The organism is Paenibacillus vini, from assembly GCF_018403325.1.
GTDB lineage: Bacteria > Bacillota > Bacilli > Paenibacillales > Paenibacillaceae > Fontibacillus > Fontibacillus vini.
Genome location: NZ_BOSL01000004.1, coordinates 284,454 through 299,849, shown reverse-complemented (window position 1 = coordinate 299,849; position 15,396 = coordinate 284,454). Strand labels below are relative to the sequence as shown.

13 protein-coding genes and 1 riboswitch are annotated in these 15,396 nt (G+C 51.2%); of the genes, 3 read left to right on the top strand and 10 right to left on the bottom strand.

The features are described 5' to 3' along the window. Positions 1–4 precede the first annotated feature (4 nt). A complete protein-coding gene (locus KJS57_RS08840; protein WP_213654467.1) occupies positions 5–1,732 on the bottom strand; it encodes a glycoside hydrolase family 13 protein in 1,728 nt (575 codons plus the stop codon). A gap of 54 nt (positions 1,733–1,786) precedes the next feature. Then, positions 1,787–2,788, bottom strand: a complete 1,002-nt coding sequence (locus KJS57_RS08835) for a LacI family DNA-binding transcriptional regulator (RefSeq protein WP_213654466.1) — start codon at positions 2,786–2,788, stop codon at positions 1,787–1,789. A 188-nt stretch (positions 2,789–2,976) separates the two neighbouring features. Between KJS57_RS08835 and KJS57_RS08830 the strand changes: the two genes are divergently transcribed. Beyond that, positions 2,977–3,717: a zinc ribbon domain-containing protein gene (locus KJS57_RS08830; RefSeq protein ID WP_213654533.1), complete on the top strand. Its 741-nt coding sequence runs from the start codon at positions 2,977–2,979 to the stop codon at positions 3,715–3,717. A 269-nt stretch (positions 3,718–3,986) separates the two neighbouring features. Here the strand turns inward: KJS57_RS08830 and KJS57_RS08825 are convergent, their stop codons facing one another. After that, a complete protein-coding gene (locus KJS57_RS08825) occupies positions 3,987–5,423 on the bottom strand; it encodes an NAD(P)/FAD-dependent oxidoreductase (RefSeq protein ID WP_211022297.1) in 1,437 nt (478 codons plus the stop codon). A gap of 82 nt (positions 5,424–5,505) precedes the next feature. Beyond that, positions 5,506–5,605, bottom strand: a riboswitch (purine riboswitch). Positions 5,606–5,864: 259 nt separating this feature from the next. Here KJS57_RS08825 and KJS57_RS08820 point away from each other — a divergent pair. Then, complete coding sequence (locus tag KJS57_RS08820; protein WP_213654465.1) at positions 5,865–7,181, top strand: hemolysin family protein; 1,317 nt, start codon at positions 5,865–5,867, stop codon at positions 7,179–7,181. A gap of 105 nt (positions 7,182–7,286) precedes the next feature. On the opposite strand, the gene KJS57_RS08815 is transcribed toward KJS57_RS08820, so the two are convergent. The 6 genes from KJS57_RS08815 to KJS57_RS08790 form a co-directional block, all read right to left on the bottom strand. After that, positions 7,287–8,636 (bottom strand): DUF4129 domain-containing protein, encoded by a 1,350-nt coding sequence (locus tag KJS57_RS08815; RefSeq protein ID WP_213654464.1) that lies wholly within the window; start codon positions 8,634–8,636, stop codon positions 7,287–7,289. Positions 8,637–8,670: 34 nt separating this feature from the next. Then, positions 8,671–9,537: a GNAT family N-acetyltransferase gene (locus tag KJS57_RS08810; RefSeq protein ID WP_213654463.1), complete on the bottom strand. Its 867-nt coding sequence runs from the start codon at positions 9,535–9,537 to the stop codon at positions 8,671–8,673. Between the two features lie 65 nt (positions 9,538–9,602). After that, positions 9,603–10,682 (bottom strand): DUF58 domain-containing protein, encoded by a 1,080-nt coding sequence (locus tag KJS57_RS08805; RefSeq protein ID WP_213654462.1) that lies wholly within the window; start codon positions 10,680–10,682, stop codon positions 9,603–9,605. Positions 10,683–10,685: 3 nt separating this feature from the next. After that, the gene (locus KJS57_RS08800) at positions 10,686–11,663 is read right to left on the bottom strand and encodes an AAA family ATPase (RefSeq protein ID WP_213654461.1); all 978 of its coding nucleotides are present in this window, start codon (positions 11,661–11,663) and stop codon (positions 10,686–10,688) included. Positions 11,664–11,780: 117 nt separating this feature from the next. Then, entirely contained in the window at positions 11,781–12,884 is a 1,104-nt protein-coding gene (locus KJS57_RS08795) for a hypothetical protein (RefSeq protein WP_213654460.1), read from the bottom strand. 86 nt (positions 12,885–12,970) lie between these two features. Next, positions 12,971–13,279: a thioredoxin family protein gene (locus KJS57_RS08790; RefSeq protein ID WP_213654459.1), complete on the bottom strand. Its 309-nt coding sequence runs from the start codon at positions 13,277–13,279 to the stop codon at positions 12,971–12,973. A 150-nt stretch (positions 13,280–13,429) separates the two neighbouring features. Here KJS57_RS08790 and KJS57_RS08785 point away from each other — a divergent pair, with 150 nt between their 5' ends. Further along, positions 13,430–14,380, top strand: coding sequence for a helix-turn-helix transcriptional regulator (locus tag KJS57_RS08785; protein WP_213654458.1), 951 nt, complete (start codon positions 13,430–13,432; stop codon positions 14,378–14,380). A 60-nt stretch (positions 14,381–14,440) separates the two neighbouring features. Here the strand turns inward: KJS57_RS08785 and KJS57_RS08780 are convergent, their stop codons facing one another. Beyond that, a complete protein-coding gene (locus KJS57_RS08780) occupies positions 14,441–15,301 on the bottom strand; it encodes an AraC family transcriptional regulator (RefSeq protein WP_213654457.1) in 861 nt (286 codons plus the stop codon). Positions 15,302–15,396 lie beyond the last annotated feature (95 nt).

Below are 15,396 nucleotides of genomic sequence, written 5' to 3'. Positions count from 1 at the left end.
CTCCTTATTTGACAGTCTGAAAAAGCAGGCATTGGCCAGGTTCAATGTTTTCAGGCAGATCACCCGTATATTCAAAATCGCAAATGTTATATGAGCCGTTTAAATCAAATCGGGACAGCTCAGGCGCAAGGGCCAGACGATCTGCGGAGAAATTGCAAAGAAGCACGATTTCGTCCGTCCCCATGTACCGCCGGATGACGTAGCAATCCGAACCTTCCCGGTAACGGAGCTCCAAGGAGCCGCTCTGCAAGAGCGGATTCTCTCTTTTGCGCGTGATCCAGTTCTGCGTGTACCCGAACAGGTCCGATTCCTCCGGTGATCGTTCCCATGTCATGCTTCCTCGGCAGCCCGGATCATTCTCCCCGGTCATTCCCAATTCGTCGCCGTAATAAACGGTTGGATTACCCGGGAAGACAAATTGGATAGCCATGATTTGACGCAGCTTATCCCCATTTTCCCCGCAACGGGTCAAAATGCGTTCCGTATCGTGGCTTCCCAGCAGGTTGAACATCTGGTGCAGCTCCTTCAGGGAGTATCTATGGGCAAGCCGGACCAAACGGGAATGAAACTGCCGAAGCGTAATGGAACGGTCGAGACAATAGTCAAACAGAATAGTTCTGAACTCATAGTTCATGACGCTGTCGACCCCGCCCGACATCATCAGCCGCTTGGCATCGTCCCAAATTTCTGCAATAATGATTGCGTTAGGATTTAATCTCTTGACACAGGATTTCAGCTCCCGCAAGAAGCTGATCTCCACCTCATCTGCGACATCGATTCTCCAGCCGTCGATACCTGTTTCTTTCTGCCAAAAGGAAACGATATCATAAATGTACTGCTGTACTTCGGGATTCGATGTCCGCAGCTTAGGCATCCACTGGTAATACCCCACGGAATCGTAATCTTCCTCGCTCCGCTCAACCGGATAATTATTGACGTAGAACCACTCTTTGTAAGCCGAAGCCTCTCCTTTTTCCACCACATCCTGAAAATAGGGATGATAAAATCCGCAGTGATTGATTACCAGATCCAGAACGACCTTGATCCCGCGTTCATGGCACTTGTTCACCAGTTCCCGCAAATCTTGTATCGTACCGAACTGCGGATCGATTTCAAAATAATTGACCGTGTCGTACTTGTGATTCGAAGTCGCCGTAAACACCGGATTCAAATATAAGGCGTTAATTCCAAGCCTGCCGAGATAATCCAGCTTGCCAATAATGCCTTGCAGGTCACCTCCCATGTAATTGTCCCGGGTAGGCTCGCTTCCCCAGGGTTCCGTCCCCTCGGGGTCATTGCCTAGATCTCCGTTGCAGAATCTCTCGGGGAAAATCTGATACCATACCCGGTCCCCGATCCATTCCGGAGCTTGTACGGCATCCCGGTCTCCCGCGTAAGCATAAGAATAGCTTCCTTTGAAACCTTTCGTACTCTGCAATCCCTCGGTATTAAGCCAACGCGTCTCCCCCTCGAGCTTAAATTCAAAAGCATATTGTAGGTATCGAATCCGGGATTCCATACCGGTCAATATCGTGCGGTAATAGCGGTGTTGCTCCGATTCCGCCCATAGCGTCATCGGCTGCGACTGAACTCCGAATTGTTCGGTTTTGTACTTATTCCAGTAGAGCAGCCGCACTTGTTCGGCTTCCGCCGGAAGCCTGAGACGAACCTCCAGCTCGTTAAGCGAGATTAAGGTGGCGTCTACCGCCGGGTCGTGATCATAGTTAGTCATTATCATAGTTTCCTCTTCATCCTGTATAGTTTTGTACATGAATAATAAAGGCCCTTAACTTCCGATTCTTGTAGCAATGGACACCGACTTCGGTACGCCCGGCTCCTTGTTCATTAAGGAAAACAGCATGCTTGCCGCTGCTTTTCCCATCATCTCGAGGTCGACTTCCACAAAGTGTACCGGATGCTTCATATACTTGGACATGGGGAAATCGTCAAAGGTCGCCAACGCGATTTCCGAAAGCAAGGGATTTCCGTTCTCGAAATCCAATATTTCAAAGAGCTGTTCATGCGTGCAGCAAATTAATGCTTCGGGGCGCCCCTCCACAGCCGATTCGGACGACTCGGAGCCGTAAAGCGATTTCAACACTTCGGCTTGCTCGATAATACGGACTTCCAAACGATGGTTCTCCATCGTTTTCCGGTAACCCTTCAGCCGGTCGGCGATAAATTTATCCCTCTCCGCGGCTGCTCCGCCTGCATAAATCATGATTTCCCGGCAGCCAAGATCGATCAGATGCTCCGTCAAAATTTGACCGGCCTGCACGTTATCGATGTCTACCCACGGAACGCCGTCTTTGGACAGCATGTTTTCCCCCGTGACGACGTAAGGCATCTCATGCTTAACGAGCAATTCGTAATTCCGCTCATTCAGCAGCGAATTCGGAATAATCAACCCGTCGACACGATGCTCCACTACCACTCGTTCGAAAGTCGATTGGCTTTTCTTGTTGTCATGATCATGATCGCTCATCATTAAAAACATATGATCATGGTTATAGACGATCTCTTCGATTCCTTGAAGTACCTTGTAAAAGAACGGATTGGCAAAAGCCCGCTTATCCGTATAATCCGAGCAAAATCCGACGGTAAAGGTTTTATTGAAGGCCAATCCCCGGGCTATAGAATTGGGGACATAGTTGTGCTGCTTCATGATAGCTTCGACTTTCAGCCGCGTCTTTTCCGAAATGTTACGGTTCCCGTTGATCACGCGGGAAACCGTCGCCTTGTTCACGCCCGCCAAATCGGCGATTTCTTGAATCGTTATCTTGGACATCTTCTAAATCTCTCCTATCTAATGCAACCGGTTGCATAAACTATTATATATAACGTTTCCGGACAATGCAATACAGATTTTTGATTTGATTTCTATTCAATTATGCACCAACTGTTCCGATAAATATAAATGACTTAGTTCTTTCGAACTATTACGATGCTATTGAAATAAGTCGGTCGGAGGTAGCCATGTTTTGTTCAAATTGCGGTACTAAACTTTTAGAAGATGACAAGTTTTGCGTTAGCTGCGGAAGTCCGGTGAATCCCCGGGAAGAAACGGCTCCTGCCGATAATCCCTACTACGCCCCCCAGTCATCCGGTTCGGTCGGATATGCGGCAGGAGCAGGGAATCGGGGTAGGGATACGGAGCCTACTGAAGAGGATTTTGCTCTGTTTGTCGGCAAGAAGGCCGATGAATACTTGAGCATCTGGAATCAGGACCGGCGCTGGAATTGGCCCGCATTCCTGTTCGGAGGCTATTGGATGCTGTATAGGGGCATGTATTTGTATCTGCTCCTATACCTGATTGTGATGAGTTTCATGGTCAATATCGTCCGTGCGATCATGTTCCCGGTGTATTACTTCTCGGGAGGCGTCGTGGTCGTGGTTCTCATCGCCAATATCGTGCTTCAGGCTATCTTTGCCCTGTTCGCCAACAAGATCTATTTGCATCATGCCCGGCGGAAAATCAGAGCCATAAATGCTCGCTTGGCCAACTTCCCGGATCTCCGGGAAGAACGAATCGCGACCGCCGGCGAAACGAGTCTGTACATTCCTATCGCTCTCGCCGTATTGCCCGTACTGATCTTAATCGTCACGACTCTCTTTTATTCGGTCCAAGTATATAAGGAGATCAATGAAGAGATACGTTACCGGCAACCGCAGAACAGCAGTATGGTTCAGCCTTATTTCTATTCCCGGGCAACTTAAAAAGAACGGTGGAGCTTCCTTTGCTCCACCGTTCCTCTGTCTAATCCCCTTCTTATCCTCACCATTGGATAAATTCCAATGAGAATCGGCAATCCATGCCCAGGAGCAAGTCTGCTTGGAAGATTTCCAATCATTACCCCCATTTAATTCAATACTTGCTTAAATGGCGCTCCCTCATTGGAATTTCTCCAATGAACTTAGCAAGTAAGCGCTCTTGAGGAAGATTTGATTGGATATTATCCAATCAAATCTTCCTCCACTCGCTGCCGCTATACTCCCGCCTTCTCCAGCATACCACGGGCGATCCAAACGCCTGCGGCTCCTGCCTGGGCCAAGCCCCGGGTAATTCCGGCGCCGTCCCCGCCGCAGTAAAGCCCGGCGATCTCGGTTTCCAGCGATTCCGACAGCTTCGGACGCGCCGAATAGAACTTCGCCTCTACGCCATAGAATAGCGTGTGTTCGGAGGCGATGCCCGGAGTCACCTTTTCGAGCGCCTCTACCATTTCAATCAAACTTTTCATCGTATTATATGGAAGTACGAGCCCCAGATCCCCGGGAACGGCCTCTTTCAGAGTCGGCTCCAGGAAGCCCTCCGCAATACGCCCTGCCGTCGAACGCCGTCCTCGCAAAATATCTCCATACTTCTGAATGATCACGCCGCCGTTCGAAAGATCATTCGCCCGCTGGCAAATCTCTCTGGCATATTCGTTCGGCTTGTCAAACGGATCGGTGAATTTATGCGAGACCAATAAAGCAAAGTTCGTATTGGAAGATCCCAGTGCAGGATCCTTGTAGGAATGGCCGTTGGCCGCCATAACACCGCTATGGTTCTCCACCACGACATGTCCCGACGGATTGCTGCAAAACGTACGGACACGGGTGCCGACCGAGGTGTTGAATATAAATTTTCCTTCATATAGATGTTCATTGATTTCTCTCATAACCACGTCGGAGGTTTCCACCCGAACGCCTACGTCAACTTGATTGTTCGTCATTTTCAGGCGGCGTTTCTTCAATATGTCGGTCAACCAGGCCGAACCGTCGCGCCCCGGAGCTACCATCACTTGATCGGCTTCATACGTATCGCCATTTTTCAAAATGATGCCTTGAACCCGATGCTGCCCATCTTCCTTGACGGTAATCAGATCTTCAACTTCCGCCTTATATATCATATCGATCCGCGTTTTCAGGTATTCATAAATCGACTTTAATATCTCCAGATTTTGTTCCGTACCCAGGTGACGTACTTGGGCGCGCAACAGTTTCAGTCCGGCGGCATATCCCTGCTGTTCGATTCCGCGAATCGCATCCGTCATCGGATCGGTGATATTCTCGGTTGCCCCGTGTTCGAGATTGATGGAATCCACATAGCGGATCAGCTCAAGCACTTTGGAAGGCGCAATGTAATCGGTCATCCAACCGCCGAATTCAGTCGTTATATTAAACTTGCCGTCGCTATAAGCTCCTGCGCCGCCGAATCCCGCTGTAATGGAGCAGGCCGGAAGACAGCCGGCAAATTCCTTTTTGCCTGCGGCAGGCGGACAAAGCGTGATCTTCTCCTCCAGAATCGGACAACGGCGCCGGTAAATGTCATGTCCTTTATCAACCAGCAGCACCTTCCAATGAGGCGCGCGGCGTGTCAATTCATAACAAGCGAATATTCCTGCAGGTCCGGCTCCAACCACAATCACATCATATTTATTCATCAGTTTCCTCCTGAAGTAGGTTTATAGAGGTACTTATTGGCCAGGTAAAAATGAGCACAAAAAAATCCCGACTATGAATAGGTATGCGCAAGCACCCGTTCGTAGCCAGGAATTTGTGGTTCCTTGTAGAGACCCTCAAACCGTATTTTTGAGGATATACGAATCGTCTCGTAAGACTTAATTTCAATTGTCACATCACGTTAGTAATATTATCGTTAAAACACGTATGAGTCAATATCAATTTATTATAATATTCGTGAATTAACCAATTATTATAATTACGAGATTCTGTTATCTATTTATTCCTAAGAAAAACACGAACATTAAATCCGAAAAATAATCCAGATTCCCTCCGACTTATTAGCATTCGCATACAATATGCTATATAATAGGCTTATGCTTTATTCATATTTTTATAAACAAAAGGAGTAGATGTAGAGAATGGACAGTGACAGGCTTTTGGTATTAAATTTGGTTTTGGTCGTGGTTCTGATTGCGCTGACGGCATTTTTCGTGGCGGTGGAATTCGCGATCGTCCGGGTACGGGCAAGCAGAGTGGATCAATTGATCGCCGAAGGAAATAAGAAGGCTCTAGCAGTCAAACAGGTAACATCCAATCTAGACGGCTACTTATCGGCGTGCCAATTGGGAATCACTATTACGGCTCTCGGACTCGGTTGGCTGGGCGAACCAACGGTGGAAAAAATAATGCACCCGGTGTTCCACAGTCTCCATATACCTGAAGCGTTAAGCGGTGTGCTTTCTTTCATTATCGCGTTTGTAGTCATCACGTATCTTCACGTTGTAGTCGGTGAATTGGCGCCGAAGACGATCGCCATTCGTAAGGCGGAGAGCGTCGCCATGTTGACGGCGAAACCGCTCATTCTTTTTACCAAGATCATGCGTCCGTTTATCTGGACGTTGAACGGCTCGGCTAACCAGCTCGTGCGGTTGATCGGGATCAAGCCGGCCTCCGAGCATGAGGAAGCCCACTCGGAAGAGGAATTGCAGATCATTATCAACGAAAGCTTCGAAAGCGGAAAAATTAATCAGAGCGAATACGGATATGTGAACCGGATTTTTGCTTTTGATAACCTGCTCGCCAAAGAGATTATGGTCCCTCGGACCGATATGGTGTGCTTATATACGGATAAATCGCGCCAGGAAAACCTGGACATCATCAAAGAACAGCAATACACGCGGTTCCCGGTTGTAGAGCAAAGCAAGGATAACGTCATCGGGATCGTGAACACCAAGCAATTTTTCCTTGCCTATGAAGATAACCCCAACCTGGAGGTTGCTGCACTGCTGCAGCCGGTCATGGCGGTATCGGAAGTCACTCCGGTCAATGAGTTGTTGAAGCGAATGCAGCGCGAAGGTACTCACATTGCCATCCTGATCGACGAATACGGCGGAACGGCCGGCCTCGTCACCATCGAGGATATTCTGGAAGAGATCGTCGGCGAAATCCGCGACGAATTCGACAAGGAAGAGGAGCAGCCGCTCGTACAGCTCAGCGAAACGCATCTCGTCGTCGACGGTAAAGTGACCGTCAACCAGATCAACGATGTGCTCATGTCCGACCTCGATACGGAGGATGTGGATACCATCGGGGGATGGTTATACGGAAGACATCCGGAAATGAATGTCGGGGAAACGCTGGAGCATCATGATTTACAATTCACGCTACTGGACAAGGAGCCTAACCGGTTCAGAAAGCTGGAAATTATAAAACTTACGGCGCAAACTGATTCCTAAGAATCGCCGGTAAGACCGGATTAGAATAAAGCACCCTCATTCGAGACATTTGTCTCTGGATGAGGGTGCTTTTGCTTTGCGGGCTTGTCCTTTTTCCGGCTGAAATTAAAGGTCCAGCTCCCTTTTAATTCTCGCGATTTCGTCATCGGACGGCTCCTGCTCCTTATACCGGGCCTTATAATACAAACCCAGAAGCTCCTTGGCCGCGGATCTTCGCTTCCCCCAAGCCGACTTCCCCTCCCTCGACTTTGGGACTGGCTGCTGGCGCAATTCCGCTTCCGTTTCCTGCGGAGTAAAATAAGGCTTCAGCTGATAGCCCTGCGCCTGCTCGGCGTGAAGCAAATGCCGGTATAAATAACGGATCCGTTCCCGATTATCCGGGAGATCCTCCAAAGTCACTTTCTTACCGGAACGGGAGCCAAAGATACCTCGCCAATTCTGCCATTTGGGGCTCATCGATTTCCCCATTTTCAACCGGATCTCTTCGTCAACAAAGGCTTCGTTCCGTTCGGCTTTCCCTGCCCGGCCCAGCATGGCTAGCAGCCGGTCCATCCAGCGGCGCCAAATCCCGCCTGCGTTCTTATAGAGCCAGTATAAAACAACCGCCACCAAGGCCAAAATTACTGCCGTAGCGAACAAGTAAAACAAAATATTCAGGAATTGGGATAGCCACCCCGGCTCATGCGATTTTCCCGTTTCCATCGGAAAAGCCGCGGGTCCTCCCGTATCCTCTTCCGGTATGGCCACAGGCTCCCCCGAAGATCGGGTCAGCCAGCCGACTATTTGCCTTAACATTCCTAGCAGAACTCCACCGGCCCAACGCCCTGCACCCGTTGCCAGCAGCAAGGCCGCAAGCACGATAGCCCCAATCCAGGTCATATTGTGCCCCCTTAACCCACGGGGCAGCCGATTTCCCGCCTCTTCTTCGGAGAACGTGTTGTACCGCACATAACTTCGGTTGACCGCGAACAGCGTCCATGCCAAGCAAAGAACGCCCACCCAGGTAATGAACGGCATAAATCCCTCAAGCTCGGTGAAACGAGGGAATAAGATACCTGCAAGCAAATAAAGACCAATCCCGATCTTATACAGCTTGTTTTGATTGGTTCTCCCTGCGGACGTCACCCCCTGATAAGCAAGGACTGTCCCGGCGAACAGACAAACCATAACTCCCAAGATAGTACCGTTTCCCAAGCCCCCTATCGCTACAGCAAACAGCGTTCCCAACAGTACGGAAGCGCCTGCCCGCTTCCAGAACACCGGCAGAGCTGACCGGACCGTTACTCCGGCGAGGGACATCAGGGGCAGGCTGCATAACGCAAGCAGAGAAAGTTGTTCCGGTACGAGAAAAGAATAGGCAAGCAAGAAGAGCGGCATAAAAAAAACGCACTCTATGAGACATAAGCTCCATGCCTTTATAGACCTGGTGAAATAATCAACACGAACGGTTTCCAAGAAATGACCTCCCTGAAGAGGATTAGATTTACAATTACAGCGTCAAATACATTTCGTATTGCGAAATGGCGTCCCGTTGGAACCCGAGCCGACGTATGAACCCCTCTATCAGGGCATTATTGGGTATGGAGATGGAGAGCTTGGAGAGTTCGAGTTCCGAAACAGCTCTCTGGAGCAGCCGCGTCGCCGTTCCCCGAGACCTGAAGTCAAGGTCGACGAACAGGATGCTAATCCTTCCCGTACGGGTAATTCCAAGGGTACCAACCAATTCCCCCTCATGGAATGCGCCGAAAAACACATGGTCGCCAGCCCGTCTGATGTAATCCAGATCATTTTGCCAGTTCAAGTGAAAATACCTGTTCTTATTGACGCTAGATGCAAAGTCACCCCAATCGAGTGGGGCAACTGAAATAGGGTCATCCAGCTTGTTGGGCAACGATTTCAGATTGCTCAAATCGCTCTTGCTAAAATAGGAGAGCTCATACACCCTGGAGTAACCCAGCTTATGATAAAAGGCGATAGCCCGGTCATTGCCGACGATGACCTCCAGCAGAAGCTGCCGGCAGCCTTGCCGGATCGCCTCTTCGCGATGCAGCTCCATTAGCCGGGCGCTAACGCCCTGACCCCGCTCCCCGGGCTTCAAAGCCAACGCGCCGCAGCGCATCGTGCGGATGCCCTCGTACTCTCTTGTTCCGCCAAGGACAATTCCGACCGGCTCGTCTCCGCGCAGCGCAACAAAGGAATGCTCTATTGCATTGCCCTCCGGACCGAAGAACCGGTCAGCGAACTGTTCCAACGTAAAATTGTATTTGATGAGGTAGTCCGAGAATCCGGTTTGGAAAGCCGTAAACAGCACATCCATTTTGCATTCCGTTCCGCGATAATATTGAATCGTTGTCATCGCCGCATCCCTCCATAGCCCTGTTATAGTTCACGCACGCAATCACTTTCTCGCCGGATTCAAGCTTAAGCTGTCTCCGGTATATCCATCCATTCGATTCCGTTCCCGTTCCGCTCCAGCAATTCAGCCTGGATCAGAAGAGTTTCTCCCTGGTGGCAGGAAATGATTAGAAAATCGGTGTCCCTAGTGTCCGCCTCCAATTCTTCCTCCAACAGACGCGTCATGGAAACGGAGCGGTCCAGCTCGACTCTGGCCAGCGTATCAAGCAGCCATTCCAGCTGCCCCCCGTCGGCCGAGGGCTCGAGCCGGATCGGATCTTTGGAGCCACCCTTCAGCCGCCCATTGCAGAGAAACCCGGTCTCGATGCCGTTTTGCAGCGCATAACCCGCTACTGAAGCGGCATACCGGATCCCCAGCTCGATCCGCTCCGGATTGAGTATATTCCTCCACATCGTCTCGCTCGACTCCACATTCAGACAGATGACCAGCCGGTGGTCAGCGGTATAATCCCGCTGATGAACCTGCATGACTCCCGTTTTTGCAGTAGCCTTCCAATTGATGCTCTTCAGCGTATCCCCGGACCGATATTCGCGGATGCCGGAGGTAAGGAACGGATCCTCTACAATCCAACGCCGCACGGCCAGATTGCCGAGCCAGCTGTGATTCGGCAACGGCAGTTCCTCTAACGCAAGGATGCGGGGGTAAACCAGCAGCTCGAGGTTCAGCTCAAATTTCAAGACTTTAGCCACAATGCCTAGCGGATCGCCTGTAGTCAGCGTGGCCGATTCCAAGCGATACAGGCCTCGCCGCACGCAGGACACCTGATGCCGCCGGGTAATTTGACGGAAAGGGCGAAGATAGAACATGCTGATATGATTTTGATAAATGTCGCCCGCATACACATCCAGATTGTTCTGCCGGCCAAACTTAATTCCGGCGGCCATGCTGGATTCCAGTCGCAGCCAAGGCAGCGGAAGCGGCTTGGCGTTCGAAATAACCTCCACCATTTCCAGGGGGTCTTCCTCAAACACGGCCCTCTGCGTGAAATACCGGGTGTAGCTCACTCCCTTTAGCGCAAACCGTTCATAAATCCAGCCCACTGCAAAGACGATCAAAACCGCGCTGACAAGAAACCATGGAAGCATCTCTTAGTTCACCTGCTTCCCCTTTGCGGCCAGTACTTCCTCCGCCGGCACCTCCACTTCGGAGAGAACCTGGCGGATCACTCCGCTCTCCGGCGATTCCCCGACCTTAATGCCGTGACGCAGCATCAGGCGGTGGGCCAATACGGGGATCGCTACCTCCTTAATATCGTCCGGCGTCACATAATCCCTGCCCCGCACCAGAGCGTAGCCTTGCGATGCGCGAAGCAGAGCTCCGCTGGCCCGCGGGCTTGCTCCCAACCGAACCTCCGGATGCTTGCGGGTGGCTTCGGTAATCCGGATGATATAGCCCAGCAAGTCGTGCGGCACATGAACTTCACTCGCACAGCGCTGGGCGGCAGCGATTTCCTCGCCCGTAGCTACCGCCGCAAGTCCTTCCAGAGGGCTCCGCTCACGGAACCGCTGGAGGATATCCACCCCTTCTTCAAAGCTGGGGTAGCCCATGGAAATTCTCATTAAAAACCGGTCAAGCTGAGCTTCCGGTAACGGGAAGGTCCCCTGGTTATCGATGGGATTCTGAGTAGCCATAACAAAAAACGGGGCTTCAAGCTTATGGGTGAGCCCGTCGATCGTTACCTGCCGCTCCTCCATGCATTCGAGCAGGCTGGACTGTGTCCGGGGTGTTGCCCGGTTAATTTCGTCGGCCAGAAGAACATGGGTAAACAGCGGACCCGGCCGGAATTCAAAATCGCCCGCTTTCTGATTATAAAAATTAATCCCGCTCAAATCGGAAGGCAGCAAGTCCGGCGTAAACTGGATCCGCTTGAAGGTTCCGTCCAGCGAACGGGCGAGCGCCTTCGCCAATAACGTCTTGCCGGTCCCGGGAACGTCCTCCAGCAGGACATGTCCATTTCCGAACAGCGAGGCCAGCAACAATTCGATGACCTCAGTCTTTCCTACGACGACCTCCCCGATATTGCGGGAAATTCGCCCGGCTATATCCATTGCATTCTGCATATTCATTCTATGAAGACACCGCCTTTGATAAAGGTATGTATTTCCATCTGTATCTAATTTATCATATCAAAAAGCCCGCCAGGTTTATAGCGGGCTTTTCCGTGATAGATAAATCTTATGGATCTATTCTACTGCAGGAATTTTCTGATCTTGCCCGATTTCAGCAAGCAGGGTATCTTCGATCCCGGACAAGACTCCCTCGTCAGCCGCCTCCTGATAGATCTCCTCCAGTCGCTGGACGATCTGCTTGACTTCGGCCAGGAGCGAAATAGAGTGTTTCATGGAAGCTGAGTAACGATCCTTGATGCCGCGTATAGGATCGGCGTATTTCTCGTCCGTCCCCGGAGTAATCGCCAGCTCGTAGACGTCGAGTATACTATCCCCATCTCGGACGGGGAAATGCTCATGCGGGGCCGTGCTATCGAATATACCGAGACTGAGTTCCGGAAAAATCAGCATATCCAGGCTGTTCGGATCAAACCCGCAATGATAAATTTCCGTGTCGATTCCTTTGTCGGCAGCCAATTCGCCGAGCTTGCGGAACAACGTAGATTTGCCCGAGCCCGGCCGCCCTTTTACAAAAATACGGGTGGTCAGACGGTCGGTCAGATTAGGCACGAAGTCTACCGCGCCGCGCCAGGTTGCCGCGCCAAGGAAGCGGTGCGTCACCCGCGCCTGCTTCTCCTCGCCTTCCGGCCCCTGCAGATAGGAATCGGACCACTCCAGCGCCAGGCGATTCATCGTCTCCCGGTCCAAATTGTCGATGTAAAATTTCTCCCATTCATCATGAATCCGAAGAGTTTTCAGGAAGGAGGCATAAGCTTCCTCGTAAAGCTCGGCAATTTCGCGCTCGAAGTTCTGGATTTGTTCCGTAGAAGCAGTCAGCTTTTGCGGCTGAATCGCCTTTTCCAAGTCTACGAACTTCACCTCACTTCCTGCCCGAACCGATTCGCCCGACCATGCGCCACTATCAATCAAGGCGACGGACAGATCTTCAATCACGATCCCCTCCAGACAATCTCCGTCCAGCGGCTGATGAATCAGCTGCAGTCCCCAGCCGCGCCGCGCAAACTCCGAAGCCAGACGTCCCAGTACTTTCGCCGTTCCTCCCGGATATCCCTTAATCACATAAATTGTCCGTACCTCTTGAAATATCGAATCCGTTAGACTGTGCAGCCCAGCCGCCGTATTGCCCCGTGCAAAATAGTGAAGCTCCCGTTCTGACATGCCTCGTAAGACTCCCTTCCCTGAACCCGGTAATGAAATACCTTACACTTTATGCGAATTTCCCGCACTGTGTGTTTGCCTATCTTTCAGGAATTCAGCCAACGGTGCACATCCACCACGGAACCAATCGCATATTCCTTAAGAACAGGAATCCCGTTTTCCGTCACGATCAGGCACGGTACGCTGGATATTTGCCATTCATCACGTAAAACCGGGGCAAAATTGATATTGATCTTCTTCCCGGGAATGTTGGTGCCCGATTCTTCCGCAATCTCCATCATCCGTTCCGCCAACAGGCAGGTCCCGCATAGGGGGGTATAGAACAGCAGCGCCATTTTATCTTCAGCCTTCTCCAGCCGGAGAAGGAGATCACGTTCCATAATTTCTTGCAGCATGAGCTTCACTCCTTCCTCTCTACACGTAACTATATCATAAGAAAAAAGGCTGAAAGTACTCCTCCCGCCCGCTGGACTCGGCTCCCATCGCAAGTCATAATAATGACAATGAATGTCACAATAAAAATAAAGCTGCAGGAGACTTGTAACATGCCAAAATCCAAGCGTTTGATGGAGTTAATGATGACCGTGAACCGAAAACGTAAATTCACGGTTAAAGAGCTGGCCGGCGAATTCGGCGTATCCTCCCGGACTATTCTCAGAGATTTGCAGGAGCTGAGCGAACTGGGCGTGCCTCTCTATTCCGAGGTTGGTCCGCACGGCGGATACCAGGTGCTGAACGAGCGGGTGCTCCCTCCGATCGCTTTTACCGAGGAAGAGGCGGTCGCCATCTTTTTCGCCAGCCATGCCCTCCGTCATTATTCCTTCCTCCCTTTTGAAACGGAGAGTTCCTCGGCCCTCAGCAAATTTTATAATTATATATCCGGCGATATCCGCGACCGCATCGACGAGATGAAGAACCGGGTGGACTTCGTAAGCCCGCAAAGACAATCTGCGTTCCCGCATTTAGGCATCCTGCTGGATGGAGCCGTGCGGCAGCGCGTGATCCGTATCGAATACGAATCCAGAGAAGAAAATCTCTGCCGGGATATTCAGCCGGTGGGCATTTATGCCAGCGGCGGTCTTTGGTATTGCCCGGCTTACTGCTTCCGGCGCAAGGATTTCCGGCTATTCCGGTGCGACCGTATCCTTTCCGCGGCGCTCCTTCCGGAGGCAGAGCCGCTGGACCACCGCGATGTCAATCTGAGCAATTGGAAAACCAGGATCCGCTCCAAACGGCACGGTGCCGATTGTTATGTGGAACTGAGCAAAATGGGGGTTGAATTGTGTGAGCCCGAGTTGTCCCGCCGAGTGCCTATGCATGTTCGGGAGGACGGTTCCGGTTATCTGGAAGGATCCCTTCCGCTCGAAGATATCCCTTTTCTGGCGAGGTTCTTTATCGGACTGGGCCGGGAGGCCACGGTAAAGCAGCCGCCCGAGCTGTTGGATGAAATCAAGAGGGGACTGGCCGAATTGACGGAGAAATATAACCGGGAGTGAACCACAGAAACAGGGCCAAGAATAGTTCTGGACAAGTTCTGAACAAGTTCAGGCCCTTCCTCAAGTACCGACCCGGCTGCGGTAGTCTCTAGGAGATACGCCGGTGATTCTTTTGAACACGCGGGAGAAGTAAAACATATCTTTGTAGCCAAGCATCTCGCTGATTTCCTTGACGCTCATTTCCGTGTTGAGCAATATATTTTTTGCTTCTGCTGCTTTGAGCCGGTGAATAAATTCATTCAGGGGATATCCCGAATACTCATGTATCACCCTCCTGAGTGTCGATACGGAAATATGATGTCTGGCGGCAATATCAACCTCATCCAACGGCAGATATAGCGATCGGCCGATATCTTCAATCACCTGTAGCACGAATCCGCCCCGATTGCCCGCCTCCGCTTTATCTTCCCAGGACACCAGCTCATACAACAGCGATTCCAGCTGCAGGGCGGCCCGGTCCAAGTTGCCGGGGACGCCGCTGTCGATCAGCATGAACATCAACTCCATTTTGTGCAGCAGCGTATCGTCGACCGAGACTCTTTTCACCTGATCCGGAGACAGCAGCCAGTCCCTCAACCATTCTCCGACCCGTTCGCCTTCCACCGTGAAATAATATTCGTCCCAGTATCCGCCTGCGTCAGGCCCATAATTGAATTCCGTACCGGGAAAAAGGCAGAACCAACTTCCGGCCTCCACGCGCTGCCTCTCGCCCCGGTTTACTTGGTAATAGCCCGCGCCGCCCGTAATCACTACAAACGCCCATTGCTGAAAAACGGCACTCGCACGCTGCAGCGTTCTGCCCGGCAAATGGCCTGCTCCCACGACGGAGATCGACTTGATTTTCAACCGGGTCGCCTCGACGGCCGGATTGAACACCCGTATAGGATGGGGGCTGATCATATAGTCCATAAACTTTGTCATCCTGCACATTCTCCCCTTATATCAACTATGTTAGATTATTGGTGAATGATTAAATAAAACATATTCGTGCGTTGAAGCCGGTATTATTGTAGCAA

Excerpts from the sequence above, each read along its gene's own strand:
- KJS57_RS08840 (WP_213654467.1), bottom strand. The coding sequence starts at position 1,732 with ATGACTAACTATGATCACGACCCGGCGGTAGACGCCACCTTAATCTCG.
- KJS57_RS08835 (WP_213654466.1), bottom strand. The coding sequence starts at position 2,788 with ATGTCCAAGATAACGATTCAAGAAATCGCCGATTTGGCGGGCGTGAAC.
- KJS57_RS08830 (WP_213654533.1), top strand. The coding sequence starts at position 2,977 with ATGTTTTGTTCAAATTGCGGTACTAAACTTTTAGAAGATGACAAGTTT.
- KJS57_RS08825 (WP_211022297.1), bottom strand. The coding sequence starts at position 5,423 with ATGAATAAATATGATGTGATTGTGGTTGGAGCCGGACCTGCAGGAATA.
- KJS57_RS08820 (WP_213654465.1), top strand. The coding sequence starts at position 5,865 with ATGGACAGTGACAGGCTTTTGGTATTAAATTTGGTTTTGGTCGTGGTT.
- KJS57_RS08810 (WP_213654463.1), bottom strand. The coding sequence starts at position 9,537 with ATGACAACGATTCAATATTATCGCGGAACGGAATGCAAAATGGATGTG.
- KJS57_RS08805 (WP_213654462.1), bottom strand. The coding sequence starts at position 10,682 with ATGCTTCCATGGTTTCTTGTCAGCGCGGTTTTGATCGTCTTTGCAGTG.
- KJS57_RS08800 (WP_213654461.1), bottom strand. The coding sequence starts at position 11,663 with ATGAATATGCAGAATGCAATGGATATAGCCGGGCGAATTTCCCGCAAT.
- KJS57_RS08795 (WP_213654460.1), bottom strand. The coding sequence starts at position 12,884 with ATGTCAGAACGGGAGCTTCACTATTTTGCACGGGGCAATACGGCGGCT.
- KJS57_RS08790 (WP_213654459.1), bottom strand. The coding sequence starts at position 13,279 with ATGCTGCAAGAAATTATGGAACGTGATCTCCTTCTCCGGCTGGAGAAG.
- KJS57_RS08785 (WP_213654458.1), top strand. The coding sequence starts at position 13,430 with ATGCCAAAATCCAAGCGTTTGATGGAGTTAATGATGACCGTGAACCGA.
- KJS57_RS08780 (WP_213654457.1), bottom strand. The coding sequence starts at position 15,301 with ATGACAAAGTTTATGGACTATATGATCAGCCCCCATCCTATACGGGTG.